This is a genomic window from Arthrobacter sp. MMS24-T111 (assembly GCF_054888995.1).
The window spans coordinates 3,722,546-3,744,870 of sequence record NZ_JBTZRO010000001.1 but is presented as its reverse complement, the minus strand read 5'-3'; the positions used below and the strand labels follow the sequence as shown (position 1 = coordinate 3,744,870).

18 protein-coding genes and 2 pseudogenes are annotated in these 22,325 nt (G+C 68.5%); 12 read left to right on the top strand and 8 right to left on the bottom strand.

Going from position 1 to position 22,325, the window contains the following annotated elements; translation table 11 throughout:
- Positions 1-3 precede the first annotated feature (3 nt).
- The 3 genes from priA to ACX5I6_RS17515 are packed head-to-tail and all read left to right on the top strand — an operon-like array spanning position 4 to position 3,006.
- Positions 4-750, top strand: coding sequence for a bifunctional 1-(5-phosphoribosyl)-5-((5-phosphoribosylamino)methylideneamino)imidazole-4-carboxamide isomerase/phosphoribosylanthranilate isomerase PriA (gene priA / locus ACX5I6_RS17525; RefSeq protein ID WP_461841300.1), 747 nt, complete (start codon positions 4-6; stop codon positions 748-750).
- Between the two features lie 20 nt (positions 751-770).
- Positions 771-1,655, top strand: coding sequence for an SseB family protein (locus ACX5I6_RS17520; protein WP_461841299.1), 885 nt, complete (start codon positions 771-773; stop codon positions 1,653-1,655).
- 58 nt (positions 1,656-1,713) lie between these two features.
- Positions 1,714-3,006, top strand: a complete 1,293-nt coding sequence (locus tag ACX5I6_RS17515; RefSeq protein ID WP_461841298.1) for an MFS transporter — start codon at positions 1,714-1,716, stop codon at positions 3,004-3,006.
- 128 nt (positions 3,007-3,134) lie between these two features.
- On the opposite strand, the gene ACX5I6_RS17510 is transcribed toward ACX5I6_RS17515, so the two are convergent.
- Positions 3,135-3,521: a DUF1844 domain-containing protein gene (locus ACX5I6_RS17510; RefSeq protein WP_018763612.1), complete on the bottom strand. Its 387-nt coding sequence runs from the start codon at positions 3,519-3,521 to the stop codon at positions 3,135-3,137.
- 403 nt (positions 3,522-3,924) lie between these two features.
- On the opposite strand from ACX5I6_RS17510, the gene infC reads away from it, so the two are divergent.
- From infC to ACX5I6_RS17490, 4 genes and pseudogenes are all read left to right on the top strand, one after another.
- Positions 3,925-4,914 (top strand): translation initiation factor IF-3, encoded by a 990-nt coding sequence (gene infC, locus ACX5I6_RS17505; protein ID WP_461841297.1) that lies wholly within the window; start codon positions 3,925-3,927, stop codon positions 4,912-4,914.
- A 121-nt stretch (positions 4,915-5,035) separates the two neighbouring features.
- A complete protein-coding gene (gene rpmI, locus ACX5I6_RS17500) occupies positions 5,036-5,230 on the top strand; it encodes a 50S ribosomal protein L35 (protein WP_009358635.1) in 195 nt (64 codons plus the stop codon).
- A 118-nt stretch (positions 5,231-5,348) separates the two neighbouring features.
- A complete protein-coding gene (gene rplT, locus ACX5I6_RS17495) occupies positions 5,349-5,738 on the top strand; it encodes a 50S ribosomal protein L20 (RefSeq protein ID WP_018763610.1) in 390 nt (129 codons plus the stop codon).
- Between the two features lie 70 nt (positions 5,739-5,808).
- Positions 5,809-6,734, top strand: a pseudogene (locus ACX5I6_RS17490) (TrmH family RNA methyltransferase).
- Between the two features lie 111 nt (positions 6,735-6,845).
- Here the strand turns inward: ACX5I6_RS17490 and ACX5I6_RS17485 are convergent.
- The gene (locus ACX5I6_RS17485) at positions 6,846-7,121 is read right to left on the bottom strand and encodes a GlsB/YeaQ/YmgE family stress response membrane protein (RefSeq protein ID WP_018763608.1); all 276 of its coding nucleotides are present in this window, start codon (positions 7,119-7,121) and stop codon (positions 6,846-6,848) included.
- Between the two features lie 194 nt (positions 7,122-7,315).
- On the opposite strand from ACX5I6_RS17485, the gene ACX5I6_RS17480 reads away from it, so the two are divergent.
- Positions 7,316-8,272: a cation diffusion facilitator family transporter gene (locus tag ACX5I6_RS17480; protein WP_461841296.1), complete on the top strand. Its 957-nt coding sequence runs from the start codon at positions 7,316-7,318 to the stop codon at positions 8,270-8,272.
- Positions 8,273-8,287: 15 nt separating this feature from the next.
- Here the strand turns inward: ACX5I6_RS17480 and ACX5I6_RS17475 are convergent, their stop codons facing one another.
- A complete protein-coding gene (locus ACX5I6_RS17475) occupies positions 8,288-9,496 on the bottom strand; it encodes an MFS transporter (RefSeq protein WP_461841295.1) in 1,209 nt (402 codons plus the stop codon).
- Between the two features lie 156 nt (positions 9,497-9,652).
- Here ACX5I6_RS17475 and ACX5I6_RS17470 point away from each other — a divergent pair, with 156 nt between their 5' ends.
- Complete coding sequence (locus ACX5I6_RS17470; RefSeq protein ID WP_461841294.1) at positions 9,653-10,099, top strand: (deoxy)nucleoside triphosphate pyrophosphohydrolase; 447 nt, start codon at positions 9,653-9,655, stop codon at positions 10,097-10,099.
- 22 nt (positions 10,100-10,121) lie between these two features.
- On the opposite strand, the gene ACX5I6_RS17465 is transcribed toward ACX5I6_RS17470, so the two are convergent.
- The 3 genes from ACX5I6_RS17465 to ACX5I6_RS17455 all read right to left on the bottom strand — a co-directional run bounded on the left by ACX5I6_RS17465 (position 10,122) and on the right by ACX5I6_RS17455 (position 12,405).
- Entirely contained in the window at positions 10,122-11,219 is a 1,098-nt protein-coding gene (locus ACX5I6_RS17465) for an Rv2578c family radical SAM protein (protein WP_461841293.1), read from the bottom strand.
- A 77-nt stretch (positions 11,220-11,296) separates the two neighbouring features.
- Positions 11,297-11,953, bottom strand: coding sequence for an SIMPL domain-containing protein (locus tag ACX5I6_RS17460; protein ID WP_461841292.1), 657 nt, complete (start codon positions 11,951-11,953; stop codon positions 11,297-11,299).
- Positions 11,950-12,405, bottom strand: a complete 456-nt coding sequence (locus ACX5I6_RS17455; protein ID WP_461841291.1) for a hypothetical protein — start codon at positions 12,403-12,405, stop codon at positions 11,950-11,952. Before ACX5I6_RS17455 ends, ACX5I6_RS17460 begins: the two co-directional genes overlap by 4 nt.
- Positions 12,406-12,605: 200 nt before the next feature.
- On the opposite strand from ACX5I6_RS17455, the gene pheS reads away from it, so the two are divergent.
- Genes pheS through ACX5I6_RS17440 form a run of 3 tightly spaced genes read left to right on the top strand, consistent with a single transcriptional unit; the run spans position 12,606 to position 16,949 of the window.
- The gene (pheS, locus tag ACX5I6_RS17450; RefSeq protein ID WP_285248055.1) at positions 12,606-13,667 is read left to right on the top strand and encodes a phenylalanine--tRNA ligase subunit alpha; all 1,062 of its coding nucleotides are present in this window, start codon (positions 12,606-12,608) and stop codon (positions 13,665-13,667) included.
- A 2-nt stretch (positions 13,668-13,669) separates the two neighbouring features.
- Positions 13,670-16,213 carry a phenylalanine--tRNA ligase subunit beta gene (gene pheT, locus ACX5I6_RS17445; RefSeq protein ID WP_461841290.1) on the top strand — a complete coding sequence of 848 codons (2,544 nt, stop codon included), beginning with the start codon at positions 13,670-13,672 and terminating at the stop codon, positions 16,211-16,213.
- A 31-nt stretch (positions 16,214-16,244) separates the two neighbouring features.
- Positions 16,245-16,949 carry a 4'-phosphopantetheinyl transferase family protein gene (locus ACX5I6_RS17440; RefSeq protein ID WP_461841289.1) on the top strand — a complete coding sequence of 235 codons (705 nt, stop codon included), beginning with the start codon at positions 16,245-16,247 and terminating at the stop codon, positions 16,947-16,949.
- Here the strand turns inward: ACX5I6_RS17440 and ACX5I6_RS17435 are convergent.
- A complete protein-coding gene (locus ACX5I6_RS17435; protein ID WP_461841288.1) occupies positions 16,913-18,274 on the bottom strand; it encodes a M1 family metallopeptidase in 1,362 nt (453 codons plus the stop codon). The genes ACX5I6_RS17440 and ACX5I6_RS17435 overlap by 37 nt on opposite strands.
- Positions 18,271-22,192 (bottom strand): annotated as a pseudogene (locus ACX5I6_RS17430) (Pls/PosA family non-ribosomal peptide synthetase). The gene ACX5I6_RS17435 and the pseudogene ACX5I6_RS17430 overlap by 4 nt, the downstream one beginning before the upstream one ends.
- Positions 22,193-22,325 lie beyond the last annotated feature (133 nt).

Here is a 22,325-nt window from a genome sequence, read left to right as displayed (position 1 = left end):
AGTATGACCACCGCACATGACCTGCCGGTCCTTGAACTGCTGCCTGCCGTCGATGTCGTCAACGGGCAGGCCGTCCGGCTGGTCCAGGGGGAAGCCGGCAGCGAAACCAGCTACGGCACGCCCTTGGACGCGGCACTGAACTGGCAGCAGCAGGGCGCCGAATGGGTGCACCTGGTGGACCTGGATGCGGCGTTCGGGCGCGGCTCCAACGCGGACCTGCTCCGCGACGTGGTGGGCCGCCTGGACATCAAGGTGGAGCTTTCGGGCGGCCTCCGCGACGACGAGACCCTCGAAGCTGCCCTGGACCTGGGCGTCGCCCGGGTCAACCTGGGCACCGCAGCCCTGGAGAATCCGGAGTGGACCGCGCGGGCCATCGAACGCTTCGGCGACAAAATCGCCGTCGGACTGGACGTCCGGGGCACCACCCTGGCGGGCCGGGGCTGGACCAAGGAAGGCGGGGATCTCTGGGACGTGCTGGGCCGCCTCGAGGAGGCCGGATGCTCCCGCTATGTGGTGACCGACGTGACCAAGGACGGCACCCTGCAGGGACCCAACGTTGAACTCCTCCGCCAGATGGTGGAAAAGACCGGCAAGCCCGTGGTCGCCTCCGGCGGCATCTCCAGCCTTGATGACCTCAAGGTCCTCCGCTCGCTGGTGCCGCTGGGAGTGGAAGGCGCCATCGTGGGAAAGGCCCTTTACAGCGGGGCCTTCACGCTGCCCGAAGCCCTCGACGTCGCCGGCCGGCGCTAGGCGCCCGGAAGGTCCAGCCAATGCCCAACGCCGAGGAACCGGGACATCCCCCAGCCCGCCAACTTCCAGGACATATCGCCGCAGCCCTTGCCGGGGCCGGCGGGCCGGCGGACTCTGCGGGCAGGCCATGGGCCGGGCGCAGCCTCGCCGGTGAAGACGGCAAGATCCACAACTTCGAGGACGACGACGGCACGGCCGACGCCGGCTACCTCGCCGCTGTTGCGGCGCTCCGGCAGGGGAGCGGCAGCGAAGCCGGGGTGGTGGCGGCGCTGGCAACAGCCCGGGTGTTTATCCCCATCGTGGCGCAGCTTGCTGAGGAAGCGGAAACGGATCACGGCCTGCACGCCGACAAGCAGGCAGACATGGCCCTGGTCACGCTGAAGGCCGCCGACGGCCGGACCGTGCTCCCGGCATTCACCTCTGCGGCCGCGCTCTCCGCCTGGCACCCCGAGGCCCGGCCGGTTGCCGTGTACGCGGCCCGCGCCGCGCTCTCTGCCGTCGCTGAGGGCGCCGAACTCCTGGTCCTGGACCCGGGGGCCGACTTTACCTTCGTGGTCCGCCGCCCGGCCGTCTGGGCCTTGGCCAAGCAGCACCGCTGGGTCCCGTCCTACGAGGACGCTGAGCTTGCGGGCGAACTTGGCCGTGCCGCTTCCGGTTTTCCCGCGGTCCGCGGCATCGAACTCCTGCCTGGCAGGGGAGTGTCCGCCACTGCTGCCGACGGCGCCGTGGTTCCCGGCGGCGGCGCCGGACCCGAACTCCAGGTGGTGCTCTACCTCGAGGACGGGCTGGACGCCGCCGGTGTCCAGCAACTGGTGGCCGGCCTGCAGGCGGAGTGGTCCCGGAATGTATTGTTTGGGGAGCGCGTCGATTCCCTGGACATCAAGCTCAGGCGCGCTCCCGACTAGCTGCCGGCCGGATGGGTGACCCCCGCCCGCGCCGGGGCAGACCCTGAAGGATCGCTTCGTGAATTTCGCTCTCTACCGGGAGTTGCTCGCCGTCCGGCCCATCCGGCGGCTGCTGCTGGTGGGCATGGTTGCCCGGATCCCGCACTCGGCCGCCGGAGTCCTGCTCACCCTGCATATCGTCCTGACCCTGGGCCAGGGCTACGCGGCGGCCGGCGCCGCCGCTGCGGTGATGACCATTGGCATTGCCCTTGGCGCCCCGTGGCGTGGCCGGCGCGTTGACACCGTGGGCCTGCGGACAGCGCTGATCCCGTCGGTAATCTCGGAAACCATCATCTGGTCGGTGGTGCCCCATGTTTCCTACCAGTGGCTCCTGCCACTCGTCTTCGTCGGGGGCTTGCTCACTTTGCCCATCTTCAGCGTCGTCCGGCAGTCCTTGGGCGTCCTGGCCCAAGGCGACCAGCGCCGTACGGCCTTTGCCCTGGACGCCATCACCACCGAAATGGTGTTCATGATCGGCCCGGCGGCCGGCGCCGTGGTGGCCACCAGCGGGTTTACCACCGCAGGCTTGACCGTCGTGGGCATAGCGACGTCGCTGGCCGGACTGTTCCTCATGTGGTTCAACCCGCCCACCCGCAGTGCGGACCCGGGAGTGGGACGCGAAGTTGACGAGCAGCACGCGGCGGAGGCCGCCGTTGTCTCCACCGCCCCGGCCCATGTCCAGGAAGCCGCTGCGGAACTGGCGCCCGCGGGTGCGGCTGCCCCGCAGGAGGGTGCGAGGGGAAGGCCGGGGCGCGGCTTCTCCTGGTTCACAGCCACGGTTGCCGCTCTTTTCGCGGTTGCCGCCGGCGCCGGCATGGTCCTGAGCGGCACCGACGTTGGCATTGTTGCTGCCTTGGAAATCGGCGGACACCAGAGTGAAATCGGCATTGTCTTCGTCTTCTGGTGCGCCGCCTCAGTGGTGGGCGGCATCGTCTACGGTGCCATGCACAGGCCCGTCCCGCCCGTCATCCTGCTGTTGGGCATGGCGGCCCTGACACTGCCCATGGCACTCGCCCACGACACCTGGACGCTCGCTTTCGTCTCCGTCCTGCCCGGTTTGCTGTGCGCCCCGGTCCTCTCGGCGGCCTCCGAGAAGGTGGCGGACCTTGTCCCGGAGGGGCGGCGCGGAGAGGCGATGGGCTGGTACGGCGCGGCCCTGACCGCCGGGGTTGCGCTCGGTTCGCCGCTCGCCGGCATCTTCATCGACCGGATGGGCCCATCCGGCGGCTTCGTCTCGGTCGGGGGCGCCGGTGTGCTGCTGTGCCTGGTGGGGCTGGCCCTGCAGCTGCGCCGGCGCAGGGCCGCGGCCTGAGGCCGCCTCCAACGGTTGCTCCCCACCCGCGTGGACGGGCCGCGGGTCATGTTCCCGGCAAAACGACGACGGCGGGACGACCTCGGATGGTCGTCCCGCCGTCGGGCGCTGCGTGGGGGAGTCCGGCGCTAGTTCACGGCCCCGGTGTACTTTTCGCCCGGTCCCTTGCCCGGAGCATCGGGAATCAGGGACTCCTCACGGAAGGCGAGCTGGAGGGAGCGGAGGCCATCGCGCAACGGTCCGGCGTGCTGGGAGCCGATTTCCGGGGCGGCCGCGGTGACCAGGCCGGCAAGGGCGGTGATCAGTTTCCGGGCCTCGTCCAGGTCCTTGAGTTCGGCTGCGTTGTCTTCAGCGGCGAGGCCCAGCTTTACGGCGGCGGCACTCATGAGGTGCACGGCCGCCGTGGTGATGACCTCGATGGCGGGGACCTCCGAGATGTCGCGGATCTGCTGTGAAACGTCCGCGCCTGCGTCAGCGGGCTCGAAAACGTATGAATTACTGTCTGAGGTGCTCATACTGGTAAGCTTGACACAGACCGACTGGATGTCGTTATTTCAGAGATCGTTCCAAACGATGGGGTTCCCAGCAGCGCTTCGCGGCGTTGACGGGAATTTTTTCTGTAGAATGGCATCCAGTTTGCAAGCGGAGTTCTCTCCCACCCGCGTCAGCCGCTGTTTCCCAGGTTCCTTGCGAACCGCCGGGAAACGAAAGGTTGCCGGGTATCTGGTTGGGCATGGAACCGGTAACCACCGGACCTGTGCGCGTGCTTCCCGTTTTTCGGGCGGCTTCGCCAACCTATTTGAGGCCTTCGATTGCTCCGGCAATTGGGGGCCTTCTCTATTTGCCGGACACAACAACAAACACAGGAGCTTTAACATTAGCGAGCCAAGAATCAATGAGCGTATCCGCGTCCCCGAGGTGCGGCTGGTCGGACCTGCAGGTGAACAGGTAGGAATCGTCCGTATTGAGGATGCCCTGCGCCTGGCTGCCGAGTCCGACCTTGATCTCGTTGAAGTTGCACCTCAGGCGAAGCCTCCGGTGTGCAAGCTGATGGACTTCGGCAAGTACAAGTACGAAGCCGCGGTCAAGGCACGTGAGGCCCGGAAGAACCAGACGAACACCGTTCTGAAGGAAATCCGCTTCCGCCTCAAGATCGACACCCACGACTACGAGACCAAGCGGGGCCACGCCCTCCGCTTCCTCGGCGCCGGGGACAAGGTCAAGGCCATGATCCAGTTCCGCGGCCGTGAGCAGCAGCGACCGGAAATGGGCATCCGCCTGCTCCAGCGCTTCGCGGACGACGTCGCCGAAGTTGGCGTGGTGGAGTCCAGCCCCCGCATCGATGGCCGGAACATGGTCATGGTTGTCGGTCCGCTGAAGAACAAAGCCGAGGCCAAGGCTGAAGCCCGTCGCGCCACCCAGCGCGCCGAGGCGAAGGCACAGAACGAAGCCAAGGCCTCAGGCCGTGTTGACACGTCCGGCACCGATCAGGCGCCCATGACCCAGTCACTGGCCGACCTCCTGCCGGAGGGGTTCACAGTTTCCACCGAACCGGACACGGCTCCGGAGGAAACTGCCGCCGTCGAGGCGCCTGTTGCACCGGCTCCCGAGCAGGAAGCCGCCAAGGAGGAAGCTCCCAAGGCAGCCCCGGCTCCCCGGCAGGAAGCACCAAAGGCTGCCGCGCCAAAGGCTGCTGCGCCCAAGCAGGAGGCTCCGAAGCAGGAGGCTCCGAAGGCTGCCGCTGCAGCACCGAAGCCCGCGACTGCCGCCAAGCCGGCCGCCACGGCGCCGAAGCCCGCTGCCGTGCCTGCCCCGCCGAAGCCGGTGGCCAGGCCTGCTGCACCGAAGCCTGCTGCCCGCCCTGCCCCCAAGGCAGTGCCCAAGCCGGCCGGTAAGAAGACCAACTAGTTCACAGCTGCCGGAGGTTCCGCCCTCCGGCAGTCAGCAACCAGCATGCTGCCCGCAGGGGCGGCTGCGCGATAGAACTGCCGGCCCCAGGGCCCGCAGAAACGTAAGGAGATCGGTTCCCATGCCGAAGATGAAGACCCACAGTGGTGCTAAGAAGCGCTTCAAGCTGACCGGCAGCGGCAAGCTGCGCCGCCAGCAGGCCAACCGCCGCCACTACCTGGAGCACAAGTCCAGCCGCCTGACCCGCCGCCTCGCCGGCGACAAGATCGTCTTCAAGGGCGATGCCAAGGTCATCCGGAAGATGCTCGGCATCTAGTTTCCAAGTTTATTGATGGGCCGCCCCCTGGCGGTTCGTCTTCTGCCAAACAGCCTTCTCAGGCCGCCGGATTTCCGGCAACAGATGCTTGGGATCAGATTTTCGAAGGAGTACGCACGTGGCACGTGTGAAGAGGGCGGTAAACGCCCACAAGAAGCGCCGGGTTGTCCTTGAGCGGGCAAAGGGTTACCGCGGACAGCGTTCGCGCCTGTACCGCAAGGCCAAAGAGCAGCTGCTGCACTCGTTTGTGTACAGCTACGGTGACCGCAAGAAGAAGAAGGGCGACTTCCGCCGCCTGTGGATCCAGCGCATCAACGCTGCGTCCCGCGCCAACGGCCTCACCTACAACCGACTGATCCAGGGCCTGAAGGCCGCTGAGGTCGAGGTTGACCGCCGCATGCTTGCCGAGCTCGCCGTCTCGGACGCCAACGCATTCGCCGCACTGGTCCAGGTGGCCAAGGACTCCCTGCCGGCTGACACCTCCGCCAAGAAGGTCGCCGCAGCCTAGAGGCCGCACAAGGCTCCCCTCGGAGGGGCCGGTTCAGGAACTGGTGGCAGCAGCTACTACAGTTTCCTGTATGAACGACACCGGGCGCCCGCAAGATTTTCCACTGTCCAACCCCCGAGCCGATCGGGTCAGGGACGTGGCAAAGCTTGCAGGGCGCCCGGCCCGTTAAAGCGTGGCCAGTTCCTTGCGGAGGGGCCGCAGGCAGTGCGCGAGGCACTGAAGCTCCACCAGCAGCGCCTTGCGGCCGGAGCCCCGGGCATCGTCACGGACGTCTACGCGAGCGAAAGCTGCCTGGACCGGTTTCCCGAGTTCGAGGAGCTTGCCGAGGGGACCACGGCACGGCTGGCCACCGATGAAGTCCTCGCGGCCATGGCCGACACGGTCAATCCCCAGGGAATCGTGGCCGTCTGCCGCTTCGTGGACGTCTCCCTGGCGGACGTGCTCGACGCCGGACCGCGCCTGGTTGCCGTGCTCTGCCAGGTCCGGGATCCCGGTAACGCCGGAACGGTACTGCGGGCCGCCGATTCCGCCGGCGCCGACGCCGTGGTGTTCACCGCGTCCAGCGTCGATATCTACAATCCCAAAGCAGTCCGCTCCACCGCCGGTTCCCTGTTCCACCTGCCCGTTGTCCTGGCTGCCGACCCGGCAGAGCTCGCGGCTGCGTGCAAGGCCCGCGGCATCGGCATCCTCGCCGCCGACGGCTACGGACAGCTGGACCTGGACGTTCTCCAGGACGAGAGCGCCCGCCGCAGGCTCACCGGACAAGGCCCGGAATCCGCATACGACCTGGCCGGGCCAACTGCCTGGTTCTTCGGCAACGAGGCTCAGGGGTTGTCAGAGGATGAACTGGCCCTGGCCGACCACCGGGTGGCCGTCCCGGTCTACGGGGCGGCGGAGAGCCTGAACCTCGGCACCGCAGCCACCGTCTGCCTCTACGCCAGCGCCAGGTCCCAACGCCGGGACGGGGCAGTTGCGGAACAGGTTCCCGCCGGCTAGGGAGCAGGGGCGGGGCCGCCGCCGACGAAGGAATGGCCGGGGAAGAAGCGGCCGGGCACAAAGAAAGGCCCCGGAGATCCGGGGCCCGGTGGTTATGTGGTTACGGATTGGTCAGGGCGCGCGGGTGGCTTTTCCGCGTCCGGTGACGAATCCGTAGATGCCGGCGACAATGAGGCCACCGACGATAGCGAGAATCCACGTGCCGAGGTCGAAGAATCCCATGTCGCCCTTGGCGAAGAGGAGGCTGCCGATCCAGCCGCCAACGATGGCACCAACAACGCCGAGGATGAGGCTGGTGACCCAGCCGCCGCCGACCCGTCCGGGCATAACGGCCTTAACGATGGCCCCGACAATCAGGCCCAAAATAATCCAAGCAAGAAAACCCATGTCTCCTCCTTATTGTGACCGGGAATAATAGTCCCGATGAGCCTCAAGCTAACATAAGGACCCCGCAAAGTCAGTAGCCGGGCCTGCGCCGTTGCGGCATCGTTAGGGGCGTCCCGGTACGGTATTGACGGGGTGGGGCCACGGCGGGATCCTGCACTATCAATCAGCGAAGAACCGGCGAAGAGGTGGGCCCCGTGGCTGCACATGGTGGTACCAAGGCGATAGTGGCGGCTCTTGCGGCGAACCTGGCCATCGCCGTCATGAAGTTCCTGGCGTACCTCCTGACGCAGTCCTCGTCGATGCTCGCGGAGGCCATCCACAGCGTGGCCGATTCCGGCAACCAGCTGCTGCTGCTCCTTGGCGGCAAGAAGTCGCAGCGGGCCGCCAGCCCGGAGCACCCCTTTGGCTACGGCCGGGAGCGCTACATCTACTCCTTCATCGTCTCCATCGTCCTGTTCAGCGTCGGTGGCCTCTTTGCCCTCTACGAGGCCTGGCAGAAATTCCAGCACCCGCACGGCATCGAAGGCGGCTTCTGGTGGGTTCCGCTGGCCGTCCTGGTGGGTGCCGTCATCGCCGAGTCTTATTCCTTTCGGACTGCCATCAAGGAGTCGAACCACACCCGCGGCGGCCAGTCCTGGGTCACGTTCGTGCGGAGCGCCAAACAGCCCGAACTGCCGGTGATCCTGCTCGAGGACTTCGGCGCCCTCCTGGGCCTGCTGTTCGCCCTGGCCGGAGTCGGCCTGACCCTGCTGACCGGCAACGGGGCCTGGGATGCTGCCGGCACAGGCATGATCGGCCTGCTGCTGGTATCCATCGCCGTCGTGCTCGCCCTGGAAACGAAGTCGCTGCTGCTGGGTGAATCGGCCACGAAGGCGGACGTGGAGCGGATCCGGGCTGCCATCGAATCGGACGGCGGCCGCATCATCCACCTCAGGACCATGCACCTGGGCCCGGAAGAACTGCTGGTGGCGGCCAAGATTGCCGTCAGCCGCGCCGCCACCGGCGAAGAGATCGCCTTGGCCATCGATGAGTGCGAGGCGAGGATCCGGGCAGCAGTGCCCATAGCCCGCGTGATCTACCTTGAGCCGGACCTGCACCGTCCGGCCTCTGCGGGCGGGCACGAACCGGCCGCAACGCCTCCCGGACCCTGAAAGCAGCGGGCGGGATCAGGCTGCGAGCGGGCGCTTGCGTTCCAGCACGCCACTGAGGAGCGCGACGCCGAACCCGAGGACGGCGAGTACGGCGCCCACCAGCGCCGGGGCCACGAAGCCCCAGCCGAGGGCGATGACGAGGCCGCCGAGGAAGGCTCCCAAGGCATTGGCGACGTTGAGCGCGGCGTGGTTGAGCGAGGACGCCAGGGACGGCGCATCCGGTGAAGCATCCAGGAGCCGGGTTTGCAGGGCGGGGATCAGCATGGAACCGGCGGCCCCCACCACGAACACCATGACCAGGGCGCTCCATGCCCAGTGTGCGGCCACGGCGTAAAGGACCAGGGCAACTGCTATGGCGGGCAGGACGCGGTAGAGGGTGCCCATCACCGACTTGTCGGCCAGCCTGCCGCCAATGAGGTTCCCGGCCACCATGCCCAGCCCGTAGAGGGCCACCACCACCGGGATCAGGGTGGAGGGGATCCCGGCCACGTTGGTCATGGTGTGCGCGATGTAGGTGTAGGTGGCGAAGAAGCCGCCGAACCCGACGATTCCCACCAGGAGCGCCAGCCATACCTGGAGCCGTTTCAGCGCACCGAGTTCGCGCCGGATGCTCGCGTCCGGGTGGGTCTTCTGGAACGGCACGAAGATCCAGACGAGGACCAGTGCCAGCAGCCCGATGCACCCCACCAGGATGAACAGCAGCCGCCAGCCGAAGGCCTGGCCCAGCCACGTGGCAAAGGGTACTCCGACGACGTTGGAGATGCTGAGGCCGGCCATCACCATGGAGATGGCCCAGCCGCGCCGCGTCGGCGGGACCAGGGAGGCGGCTATCACGGCGGCTACGCCAAAGAACGCCCCGTGCGGCAGGCCCGCGGCGAACCTTGAGACGAGCATGGACCCGTAGTCAGGCGCTATGAACGAACTGAGGTTGGCAACAGTGAAGAAAAACAGGAGCCCCAGCGCCAGGTATTTGCGGGGTAGCTTGGCCCCGACGACGGCAAGCAGCGGGGCGCCGACCACCACGCCCAGGGCGTAGGCGGAGATCAGGTAGCCGGCCTGGGGCGTGGTGATCGCCAGGCCTTGCTCCACCTCCTTCAGCAGCCCCATCATGGTGAACTCGGTAACACCGATGCCGACTCCGCCCATGGCCAGCGCAAAGATGGCCATCCCAAGGTTCGGGGTTCTGGCGGGGGCTGCCGTGGACTGGGAAAGAACGCTGCTCATGTGCCTGCTTCTCAAAGATGGGTGGAAAAGGCCGGATGCCACGGCAGTGGGGCAGGAACGTCCGGACAGAGTCGCAAACCCCCGATGGGCAGGACGTATTCCCTGAAGCCGGAATGCTGTTCCGGGACATTCCATTGTGGACCATAGAATGGCCCGGTGACTGGACTGATTCAGGTTGTGGGCGGAGCCATCGTGGACCAGCTGGCGGAACCGGCGGCCCTGCTGGTCGCCAGGCGGAGTGCCCCGGAGCATCTGGCCGGGCTGTGGGAGTTCCCGGGCGGCAAGGTTGAGCCCGGCGAGGAGCCCGAGGCCGCGCTGGCGCGGGAGCTGTCCGAGGAACTCGGAATCGGTGTCCGGCTGGGACCCGAACTGCCGGCGGATTCTCCCGGTGGCTGGCCGCTGAACGAGCGGGCCAGCATGCGGGTCTGGTTCGCGGAGGTCAGCGACGGCGAGCCGCGGCCCCTTGAAGACCATGACCAACTGCAGTGGGTGGACCTCCGGGACCGGGACGCGGTCCTGCGCCTGCCATGGATTCCTGCGGATTTTCCGATCGTCCGGGCTTTGCTGGACTCGGTGGCGTCCCCGCTGGACGGGGCGCACTGACACAGGACCGCCTCAGGGCCTGCTAGAAGAGCGCATCCTGCTGCGAGGGCCGGGCGGGAATCTTCGCGGCGCTCTCTATGGCGGGGGCGGGAATACTGCCGGCAGGGTACTGCGCTTCCTCGGCACGGGGATCGTCCAGGTCCCGGTGGCTGAATCCGGAGGAATGCGAGAAACCGTGGCGTGCCTTGAAGTAACGGACCTTGGCGGCCAGCCAGGTGCGGTATTCCTTGGAGGCGTAGGACCCGGTCCCGTACAGCCGCCGGTAGCGCCCCGCCAGTTCCGGGTGGTGGGCTGCGATCCACTTCATGAACCACTCCCTGGTCCCGGGCTTCAGGTACAGGGCACCGGCAGTGACTCCCGTGGCGCCCGCGGCCGCCAGGGACCCGAAGAGAGCATCCAGGGCTTCGTCACTGTCGGAAAGCCACGGCAGGATGGGCATGGCCATCACGCCACACGGGAGCCCGGCTTCGCGCAGCCTTGACACCAGCCTCAGCCGTGCCCTGGGCCCGGGTGTGCCGGGCTCAATGGCTTCCGAAAGGGCCTCATCGGTCATGGCCAGCGAGATTCCCAGCCCTACCGGCACCTGCGTGGCGGCACTCTTCAACAAGGGGATGTCCCGTGCCAGCAGCGTGCCCTTGGTGAGGATGGACAGGGGAGTGCCGGAGTCCGCCAGGGCGGAGATGATGCCCGGCATGAGGCGGTACCGCCCCTCCGCCCGCTGGTAGGGGTCGGTGTTGGTGCCCAGAGCCACCTGCTGGCGCGTCCAGGACGCCTTGTTCACTTCCTTGCGCAGGACTTCCGCTGCGTTGACCTTGACCACCACCTGGTTGTCGAAGTCCATGCCGGCGTCGAAATCCAGGTACGTGTGGGACTTCCTGGCAAAGCAGTACACGCAGGCGTGACTGCACCCCCGGTAGGGGTTCACCGTCCACTCGAAAGGCATCTTCGACCCCGCCGGGACCTTGTTGAGCACCGATTTTGCGGTGACCTCGTGGAACGTGATGCCGGCGAACTCGGGAGTGGTGACGGACCGGACCAGGCCGGCCAGCGGCAGCAAAGCCGGAGCAGCCCCACTGGCAGTTTCGGGGGCCGGAACCAGTGCCTGTGCTTCCCATCTCATGGCCTCTATTCGAAAACATGTTCGAATCGAAGTCAAGGGCGGCGCGCTCCTTCATGGCTTCCCCCGGCCAACGCCGGCTAGTGCAGCAGCTCCCATATGACCGTCACGCCGGCCTCCACCCGGTTCCGGCCGGCCTCAATGGGCAGCCCCTCAACGGCGGAGGCCCGTTGCAGGCCGGCAACCGGTACCGGGCCGGGAGCCGCCCTAAGGTCCGTCACGGACAAGACCCGGCCCAGTGTGGCCGAGGCGAGCGACGCGAACTGGGCGGCTGCGCGGAGCGCGTCCTGCCAGGCAGCCTCCCTGGCCTGTGCACGGACAGCGGAGTCATCGGAGAGGACCAGCTGCAGGCTCTCCAGCCGGACGTCGTCACCGCCCGACTCAACGGCGGCGGAGATGGCCGCCGGTGCGTTGTCCACGTCCCGCAGCCTGACAGCAAGGGTGCCGCCCGCAACGTAGCCCACGAGTTTCTGCCCTTCGCCGTCCCGCCACGCGAGGTCTGCCCGCACCGACAGGCCGCCCGTCCGCAGGTCGGCAGAGGCAACACCTTGCCGGCGGAGGGCCGCGGCCACGGCGGCAAGGCCCTGGCCCGCTGCCGCACACGCGCCTGCCACCGACGGTGCGCGGCACTCCACCGCCACGGAAACCGTCACCAGGTCAGGGACCGCCTCCGCCCACCCGCTCCCGGTGACGGTAACCGTGCCGGCATCCATGAGGGCCCGCTCCGGGGCGTTCACAGGACCGCGCTCCCCGCCGGAAGAGGGTAGCCGCCGGCGGCCAGGCCGGCCCTGCGTTCGAAAATATTCGCTGTTCCCGGATTTCCGCTCCGCAAGACGGACCAGCCGGCCGCGGCCAGGTACAAGGGAATGAACGGCAGGCCGAGGCACCAAGCGTACTGGCTGCAGTGCCGCTCCTCATGGCCCAGCAACGCAGGCCGGGACAACAGGTCGGCGGCCGGACCGCGGTACAGCACCACGTTGCCCACCGTGAAGGCACGGGCGGCAGGAAGCCGCCAACGGTACCCGGCGGCCAGGACCATGCCCCGCGGGCCTCGGCTCATCCGCGTACCCGCGGCGAGGGCGACGGCGAGGCCCGCGACAGTGCTCCCGTTAAGGAGGTTCGCTGCCCGCCTGAGCCGCTGGGCCGTCGTCGGGACATCCCGGGTACCCGCGCGCTGCCGCAAAGTCATGAGGCCATGGTAGCCGGAGGGTTCAACTAGACTGGAGGGCAGTGGCCGCCGGTCCTGCCGGCGAGCCCTGACCTGGTCATTGAATGAACTGACGTTCAGCGCATTCATCCATGACCTGCCAGCGACGGACGCGCCGAGCGGGAAACCGCGTACGGCTGCCCCGCCCGCCGGCAGCCACGACTCGTAGCTAAGAACAGTAGATGACTGAAACTTTGCCGGGCGCCGCCATTCCGAACCCCACGGATGAGGCCGCCATCAACGCCGCTGTAGACCAGGCCATCACCGCCATCGACGGTGCGGCCACCCTTGACGAGCTGAAGGCGGTGCGGCTTGCCCACAGCGGCGAGAAATCCCCGCTGAGCCTTGCCAACCGTGAGATCGGCCGGTTGCCCAAGGACCAGAAGGCGCTCGCCGGAAAACTGATGGGCGCCTCCCGCGGCCGGGTCAACAAGGCGCTCGCCGACCGCACGGCCGTCCTGGAAGCCGAGAACGACGCCCGCATCCTGGTTGAGGAAACCGTGGACGTCACCGCCGCGCCGCGCCGTCGCCGTGCCGGTGCCCGCCACCCGCTCTCCACCCTCCAGGACCGCGTGGCGGACATCTTCGTGGGCATGGGCTGGGAAATCGCCGAAGGCCCCGAGGTCGAATCGGAGTGGTTCAACTTCGATGCCCTGAACTTCAAGCCGGACCACCCGGCCCGCGAAATGCAGGACACCTTCTTCGTTGAGCCGCCCGAAGCCCACCTGCTGATGCGCACGCACACGTCGCCGGTACAGGTCCGCTCCATGCTGGAGCGCGAAGTACCCATCTACGTGCTGTGCCCCGGCAAGGTGTTCCGCACCGACGAACTCGATGCCACCCACACCCCGGTGTTCCACCAGTTCGAGGGACTCGCCATAGACAAGGGCCTGTCCATGGCCGACCTGCTGGGCACCCTGGAGCACTTCACCCGGCAGATGTTCGGCGACGAAGCAAAGGTCCGGTTGCGGCCCAACTACTTCCCGTTCACCGAGCCCTCAGCTGAGCTCGACATCTTCCACCCCGGCGCCAAGGGCGGCCCGCGCTGGATCGAGTGGGGCGGCTGCGGCATGGTCAACCCCAACGTCCTGCGGGCCGCGGGCATCGACCCGGACGTCTATTCGGGTTTTGCCTTCGGCATGGGCATCGAGCGTGCCCTGATGTTCCGCAACGAGGTAGGAGACATGCGGGAAATGATCGAAGGCGATGTACGGTTCAGCGAGCAATTCGGGATGGAGATCTAAGCGTGCGTATCCCACTTTCCTGGCTGCGTGAATTCGCGGCCGTACCGGCCGATGCAACGGCCGAAGACGTCATGGCCGAACTGGTCAAGGTCGGTTTCGAAGAGGAAGCGGTCCACCGCCCCACCGACGCCCTGCGCGGGCCCGTGGTGGTGGGCCAGGTCCTGAGCCTGGTCAAGGAACCGCAGACCAACGGCAAGACCATCAACTGGTGCCAGGTCCGCGTCGTGCCCGAAGGGCAGGAGCAGACCCTGACAGGAGACGGCATCGACCCCTCCGGCGTGCAGGGCATCATCTGCGGCGCCCACAACTTCGTGGAAGGCGACAAAGTGGTGGTCACCCTGCCCGGCGCCGTGCTGCCCGGCGACTTCCACATCTCCGCCCGCAAGACCTACGGCCACCTCTCCGCCGGCATGATCGCCTCCGTCCGCGAACTGGGCATCGGCGATGACCACGACGGCATCCTGGTGCTCTCCCGCATCGGGCTGGACCCGGAAATCGGCACCGACGCCATGGAGCTCCTGGGCCTCTACGACCAGGCTGCGGAAATCAACGTCACCCCGGACCGCGGCTACGCCTTCTCCATCCGCGGCGTGGCCCGCGAGTACGCGCACGCCACCGGCACCGCCTTCACGGACCCCGCCACGAAGGTCAGCGCTCCGGCAGGCCTGTCCGGCGGCTACGGCGTCAAGCTCAACGACGACGCCCCCATTTACGGCACGCCCGGCTGCGACCGCTTCGTGGCCCGCACGGTGCGCGGCGTGGATGCCACCCGGCCCACCCCGCAGTGGATGGTATCCCGGCTGCGGCTGGCCGGCATCCGCTCCATCTCGCTGCCGGTGGACATTTCCAACTACGTCATGCTTGAGCTGGGCCAGCCCACGCACTGCTACGACCTGGACAAGCTGTCCGGCGACATCGTGGTGCGGCGCGCGTCCGCAGGGGAGAAGATCACCACCCTGGACGGCAAGGAGCGCACCCTTGATGGGGAGGACCTCCTGATCACCGACGACTCCGGCGCCATCGGCATCGCGGGCGTCATGGGCGGCGCGGCCACCGAGGTGAGTGATTCGACGTCGAACATCCTGGTTGAGGCGGCACACTTCGACGACGTGTCCATCGGACGTTCCCGGCGCCGGCACAAGCTGCCGTCCGAGGCGTCCAAGCGCTTCGAACGCGGCGTTGACTGGCAGGTTGCGGGCATCGCCGCGCAGCGCGTGGTGGACCTCCTGGTGGAACTGGCCGGGGGATCCGCTGATGAGGCGGGGACCGACGTCGGCACCGCCCCCGAAACCGTCACCATCGAGCTGCCGGCCGGCTTCGCCGCGGCCCGCATCGGGATCGACTTCACCGAAGCGCAGATTGTCACCTCGCTGGAGGACCTGGGTGCCGTCGTCGTAAAGCACGACGCCGGCTGGACCGTGACGCCGCCCAGCTGGCGCAGCGACCTGGAAACCAAGGAAGACCTCACAGAGGAAATCGCCCGGCTGGTGGGCTACGACAAGATCCCTGCCACGTTGCCCGTGGCCCCTCCCGGCCGCGGCCTCACCCGGGTCCAGCAGCAGCGCCGGCGCCTGATCCAGGCCCTGGCGGACGCCGGACTCACCGAGGTCCTGTCCTACCCGTTCGTGTCCAAGGCGGCCAACGACACCTTCGGCACGGCCGACGAAGCCACCCCCCGGAGCGCCGTCAAGCTCGCCAACCCGATCAGCGAGGAGCAGGGCTACCTGCGGACCTCGATCCTTCCGGGCCTGATCGAGGTGGCCAAGCGGAACCATTCCCGCGGCTTCCGCGACCTCGCCCTGTTCGAGTCCGGCCTGGTCTTCCTTCCCGGCGACGCCATGGGTACCGCCGCCATCCCGCCACTGGGCGCCAAGCCCGCCGACGAGGTGCTCGACGCACTTTACGACGGCGTCCCGGACCAGCCCTTCCACGTCGCCGCGGTCCTTACCGGCCATGACTCCCCGGCTGCGGCCGCCCACACCCCGCGGGTCTGGGACTGGGCGGATGCACTGGACGTTGCCCGCCTTGCCGGGGACGTCCTCGGCGTCGACCTGGTGGTCAGCCAGGGCAGCCACCAGGCATTCCACCCGGGCCGCACCGCCAGGCTCGCACTGCGGAGCGGGGAAGTAGTGGGTTACGCCGGTGAGCTGCACCCCAAACTGCTGGCTGCCTCGGACATGCCGGCCCGTTCGGTGGCGCTGGAACTCAATGCCGATGCCCTCTTCGAAGCCGCACCGGACGTGATCGTGGCCCGCCACATCTCGACCTTCCCCGTTGCAACCCAGGACGTGGCGCTCGTGGTCCCGGCCGACGTCCCGGCCGACGAGGTCCTCGCCGCCCTCCGTGAAGGTGCCGGCGAGCTGCTGGAGGACGTCGCCCTGTTCGACGTCTACTCCGGCAAGGGCATTGAGGACGGCAAAAAGTCGCTGGCCTTCGGGCTCCGGTTCCGGGCCGCCGACCGCACCTTGACCGCGGACGAAGCCTCGGCCGCGCGCGAAAGCGCCGTGGCCCTGGCAGCGGAACGCTTCGGAGCCGTGCAGCGCTAGGTCCTGTTCGCAGTCTCCGGAAGGGCGGGTCATGACGCAATGTGAAATGCGTGCAGTCCCGCCCTTCCTGGTGCCCGGCGAAGCCGCCGCGGTGCGCAGCGACGCCGAACGCCTCCTGGACGGCGTGGAGCTGGCGCGGGCCAAGGCCATGGCGCCCGCCGCCGGGACGGCGTTCCTGGCCGGTCGTTTGGCCCAGCGGGACTTCGCCGCCAGCCTGCTGTCAGTGTCCGCCGCCGACCTCGCCACGGCCTACGGCTGCCCGCACTGCGGCACGGGCCCGGACCTGGGCCACGGCAGGCCGGGGTACACCTATCGGGGTTCCCCCGTGCCCCTGGCCCTCAGCCTGTCCCGGGCCGGCGGCTGGACCCTGCTCGCGGCCGTGCCGGATGCCGCACCGGGAACCCGCCTCGGGACAGACATCGAGGATCCTGCCCGCACCGGTTTCGACGGGTTCGACGGACTGGCACTGGCACCTGCCGAACGGCTTGCGCTCCGGGGCGTCACGGCGGACCTCCTCCCTGCAGCCAGGGCAAGGTTGTGGGCCCGCAAAGAGGCCTGGCTAAAGATGACCGGCGAGGGACTCAGCAGGATGCCGTCCTCCCTTGACGTATTGGAACGTCCCGGACTGATCGACCTTGGCCCCGCGGAAACCGGGCTTCCCGCCCACCTGGCCGCCGCCGTCGCGCTTTCCGTGCCCGCTCAGGACGCCGCCAATGGCGGCAGCGGCTCCTCGTAGAGCCACGGGTGCAGCAGGGCTTCGGCATCCACGGCTGTTGCCCGGCTGACGGCCATGATGAAGTCCTGCGTGGTGACCGAGCCGTGCCGGTGGCTGGCGGTCCAGTCCTGCAGGACGGCAAAGAAGGCGAGGTCGCCTACGGCCATCCTGACGGCATGGACAGCCAGCGCGCCCCGCTTATAGACGCGGTCATCGAACATCCGCCCGGGTCCGGGGTCGCCCACCAGGATGTCCTGCTCCTCGGCGGCCAGCCGGCGCCAGGCAGCCCCGGCCCGGTCCGCCACGGCCATGACGCCGGCTTCTTCGGACCAGATCCATTCGGCGTAGCAGGCAAAGCCCTCGTGCAGCCAGATGTCCTGCCAGCTGGCCGCCGTCAGGGCATTGCCAAACCATTGATGGGAGAGTTCGTGGGCGATCAGGCGCTGGGACTCCCAGTCCAGGCCCAGATGGTTGGGGCCAAGGATGGACATGGCCTGCGCCTCAAGCGGGATTTCCAGTTCGTCCTCGGTGACCACCACGACGTACCCGGGAAACGGGTAGGGGCCAAAGCAGCTGCTGAACGTGCGCATCATGGCCGGCTGGAGCGCCAGGCCGGCCCGTGCCCGGTCCGCCAGGGCGTGTGAGACGGCCACGGTCTGCGGAACAGGGGTGCCGTGCCGTCCGCTGTCCAGTTCCAGCAGCGCGTACCTGCCAATCTGCACGGTGGCCAGGTAGGCGGGCATGGGATCGGCCTGTTCGTAGACCCAGGTTTCCCGGCTGGAACGGGCGGTGTGCGATTGCAGGACGCCGTTGCATACGACGCGGTAGTTCGCATCGGTGGTCACGGTGAACCGGTAGCTGGCTTTGTCCCCGAGGTGGTCGTTGCACGGGAACCAGGAGGGCGCCCCGTTGGGCTGCCCGGCCACCAGGACGCCGTCCGTGAGCTCCTCCCAGCCCACCTCACCCCAGAGGCCCCGCCGTGGCCGCGGGTTCCCTTCGTAGCGCACCTCCAGCGTGAACGGCTGCCGGGCCTCGAAAGTGTTCTGCGCCGAAACCACGAGTTGTCCTGCCCGCTGGCTGAACCGAAGGGGCTTGCGGCCGTCCAGCAGCACTTTGGTGGCGCGCAGCCCGGCAAGGTCCAGCACAATGGCCGACGCCGGGACGCACGTGACGCCGTGCAGCACCGCCCTGCCGCTGAGCCGGTTGCTGGCCACCCGGTAGTCCAGGTCCAGTTCGTAGCGCTCCACCCGGAAGGCGTTGGTCCCGGCGCCGGGCAGGTAAGGATCCGGGGCGGCGCCGCCGGCCTCGTGGACACTGCCGCGGGCGGCTGATGCTGAAGAACTCATGGGGACCTTCGGTTGGCAGACGGCGATCCGGGGCCGCTCCAGGGACTGACGGGGTTGCCCATCCAGTACGTCGCGGCGGGAACTGCTTCGCCGCGCATCACCAGGGACGCCGGCCCCACTGTTCCGCCGGCGCCGACGCTGGCCTGGGGAAGGATGACCCCGTGCGGGCCCATGGTGGCCCCGTCCTTGAGCGTAACAGCGTCGATGCTCATCACCCGGTCGTGGAACAGGTGCGTCTGCACCACGCAGCCCCGATTCACCGTGGAGTTCCGGCCGAGCGTCACCAGGTCGGCTTCGGGCAGCCAGTAGCTTTCACACCATGTGCCGCTGCCGATCTTCGCGCCGAGCGCACGCAGCCACCAGACCAGGGCCGGCGTGCCGGAAGCAGCCCGCGCGAACCACGGCGCGGACACCATCTCGATAAAGCTGTCAACTACTTCGTTGCGCCAGATGAACGAGCTTCCAGAGCGGGTGCTCACCGGGGCGGATCCGGCCCACCAGGATCCACTTGGCGACGACGGACGCGGCTGCGGCGACAAAGCCCGCCAGGAGCATGACCACGCCCGTGAGCACAGCTGCGGCGGCATAGCCCAGCGTGGCAGCGATCCAGTCGAAGGCCAGCATGGTTCCGGCAGCGATGGCCACTGTGAGCATGACCGGCAAAAACCGGCCCAGCCCACAGGGTACGTGCCACCTTCAGCCGCGCCGGGGGCTGGAAGGTGCGGGAACCGTCTGAGGCGATAGCGGTCCGCCGCAGCCGGACCGGCGGGCTTCCCAGCCAGGAGGTGCCCGCCTTGGCCTTCGCCGGCGTCGCGGACAGGACGGCCACCAGCGAGTTCTTGGGCACGTTGCGGCCGGCGGCGGTCATGCCGGAATTGCCGAGGAACGACCGCTTGCCGATCTTCGCCGGTGCCACCCGCAGCCAGCCGCCGTCGAGCTCGTAGGAGGCCACCATGGTGTCATCGGCCAGGAAGGCACCTTCACCCACGGTGGTCATTTTTGGTATCAGCAGCACGGTGGAGGCCTCGACGTTCTTCCCGACCTTGGCGCCCAGCAGGCGAAGCCACACCGGCGTGAACAGGCTGGCATAGATCGGGAACAGCAGGTCCCTGGCCAGGTCCAGCACCCGCTCGGTGGCCCAAATCTGCCATCCCACCCGGCTGCGGATCCGGTAGTAGCCTTCCGCGATCCCGATGGACAGCAGGCGCGTGGCAGCCAGCACCAGGACGGCGTTCGTTGCGAACCACACCAGCGACGCCGGGGCAAGGGCCGGCACCAGCCGGGGGAGGGCCTCCGTCAGTGACGTACTGCCCTGGATGAAGGCGAACGCGACCCACAGCGCGGCAGCGGCGGACACGTAAGGGATGACGGAAAGGCAAGCCGACGCCAGCGCGAAGCCGGCGAACCAGGCCCGTGCGGCGAACCTGCCCTGGGCTGCGGCATCCGGCACGCTGTGCTTGGCCTTGCCCTGCCGGCGCGCCGGAGACCCGGCCGCCAGCTGGCCTGCCTTCACCTTTCCCAGCACCGCGGAACCGGCTTCCACCTGCGCCCCGGCCCCGATCGAGGCGCCGGGCATCAGCGTGCTGCGTGCGCCCACGCTGGCGCCGCGGCCAATACGGATGGCCCCAATGTGGACGTCGTCGCCGTCGATCCACCAGCCCGAGAGGTCCACTTCCGGTTCCACGTTGGCTCCGCTGCCCAGCGTCAGCATCCCGGTAACAGGCGGCAGCGAATGCAGCTGGACGTCCCGGCCGATCTTTGCGCCCAGCGCCCGCGCGTAATACGGGACCCATGGCGCACTGGCGAGGCTGATGGCACCGGCGAGGTCCTGGATCTGTTCGGCGAGCCACAACCGCAGGTGGACGCGCCCGGAGCGTGGATAGATGCCTGGTTCCACTCCGCGCAGCAGGAACCGGGCCGCCCCGACAGCCAACAGCATCCGCCCCGCCGGGCTGACGAACACCAGCCAGGACACCGCCACCCACCACCACGAGACCGTGGGAGCGGCAGCGAACCCGGCAAGCCCGGCCAACAGGTTGTTCAGGGCCATGAGGTAGGTCAGCCACCGCATGCCCACCAGGATGTGCAACGGCACACCCATCAGGGTCTGGAAAACCTGGGACTTCCGGGCTGTGGGCCGTACGGACCGCTCCGGTGCCGGGGCCGCCGTCGGGCCGCCGGGACGGGACTGGCGCGCCACTTCCACCAGCGCACCGATCCGCGGCGTCGCGTAGATATCGGCCACGGTGATGGTGGGGTAGCGGACCCGCAGGGCCGAGACCAGCTGGGCGGCTGAGAGTGAGCCGCCGCCGTAGGCGAAGAAATCGGCATCCAGCGAGCTGACCGGGCTGCCCAGCACGTTGCTCCACTGCTCCACGATCCAGGCGGCGTCATCCGGGATGTTCAGGGGGGCGGCGTTTGCCTCCGCGGCGCCAGCCCCGGCCAGCGGCCACGGGAGTTCGTGCCGGTTCACCTTGCCGCTGGTCTTGGTCGGCAGGGAGTCCACCACGGTGAGCATGGGAACCAGGGCTGCAGGCAGGCTTGCCGTCAGCTGCTCCCGGGCAACCGAAAGGTCAAGGACCACCCCGGCCGCCGGCGCCAGGTAGCCCACCAGGACGTGGTTTCCGGCGGCCGTGGTTTGGACTGCCGCGGCGCCGCCGGCCACCCCGGGAAGTGACTGGAGCGCGGCGTCGATCTCGCCCAGCTCAATCCTGCGGCCGCCGAGCTTAACCTGTTCGTCAGCCCGGCCTTGGAAGACCAGGCCGGCCTGTTCGAAGCGCACCAGGTCACCCGACCGGTAGGCCCGGTCCCACCCCAGGGTGGGCATGGGCGCGTACTTCTCCGCGTCCTTGGCAGGATCGAGGTAGCGGGCCAGGCCAACCCCGCCGATGATGAGTTCGCCTACTTCGCCTTCGGCTACCGGTACCGCGTTCCCGTCCACGACGGCCATGTCCCAGCCGTCCAGCGGCAACCCGATCCGCACGGGGCCAGGTGCACCCAGGGGCGCCGCGCAGGCCACCACGGTTGCTTCCGTTGGACCGTACGTGTTCCAGACTTCGCGGCCTTCAACGGCCAGGCGGCCGGCGAGTTCGGGCGGGCAGGCCTCGCCGCCGAAAATGAGGAGCCGGACGTTCTCAAGCGATTCCGGGGGCCAGAGCGCAGCGAGGGTGGGCACGGTGGAAACGGCGGTGATGCCGTGGTTGATCAGCCAGGGGCCAAGGTCCATGCCGGTCCGGACCAGGGCGCGCGGTGCGGGCACAAGGCAGGAGCCGTGCCGCCAGGCGAGCCACATCTCCTCACACGAAGCGTCGAAGGCGACCGACAGCCCGGCCAGGACCCGGTCCTGCGGGCCCAGGGGTTCGTCCTGGAGGAAGATCCTCGCCTCCGCATCCACAAAGGCGGCGGCGGACCGGTGCCGGACCGCCACGCCCTTGGGTGTTCCGGTGGAGCCGGAGGTAAAGATGATCCAGGCGTCGTCGCCAGGTTCCGGGGGCCGTGCGCCCTTGAACGGGCCTTTGCGCCCCTGCCCGGCCGGCCCCGGCCCGATCGAGCCGCCCGGCCCGAGAACGGCTGCCACGTTGGCCTCGCCGAACACCAGCCGCGCGCGTTCCTCGGGATCGTCGGCGTCCACGGGGACATACGCGGCTCCCACCAGGAGTACGGCGAGGATTGAAACGTAGAGTTCGCTGGTGCCGGACGGGATCCGGATGCCAATCCTGTCTCCGGCGCCGAACCCGGCCTGGTGCAGCCGGCGGCCGGTGGCACGGACAGCATCCAGCAGCTGTGCGTAGCTCAGTGAGGTGCGGCCGTCGTCCAAGGCCGAAGCGTCCGGAAAACGGGCCGCGGTGTCCTGCAGGACGTCGATCAGCGTCCGGGCCGGGGCGCAGCCGCGGCTCCCGGCAGCTGGGGCCCGTACAGGGCGACGTTCCTGTCGGGCCCGCCTGCCGGTGGCGCGGCTGCAGAGGCCGCAGGATCCTGTCGGACGGTGCTGGCCGGCGCTGCACCGGGATGGTCATCCCCGAAGGGGACCTGCTGCTGGGTCACCCGTGCA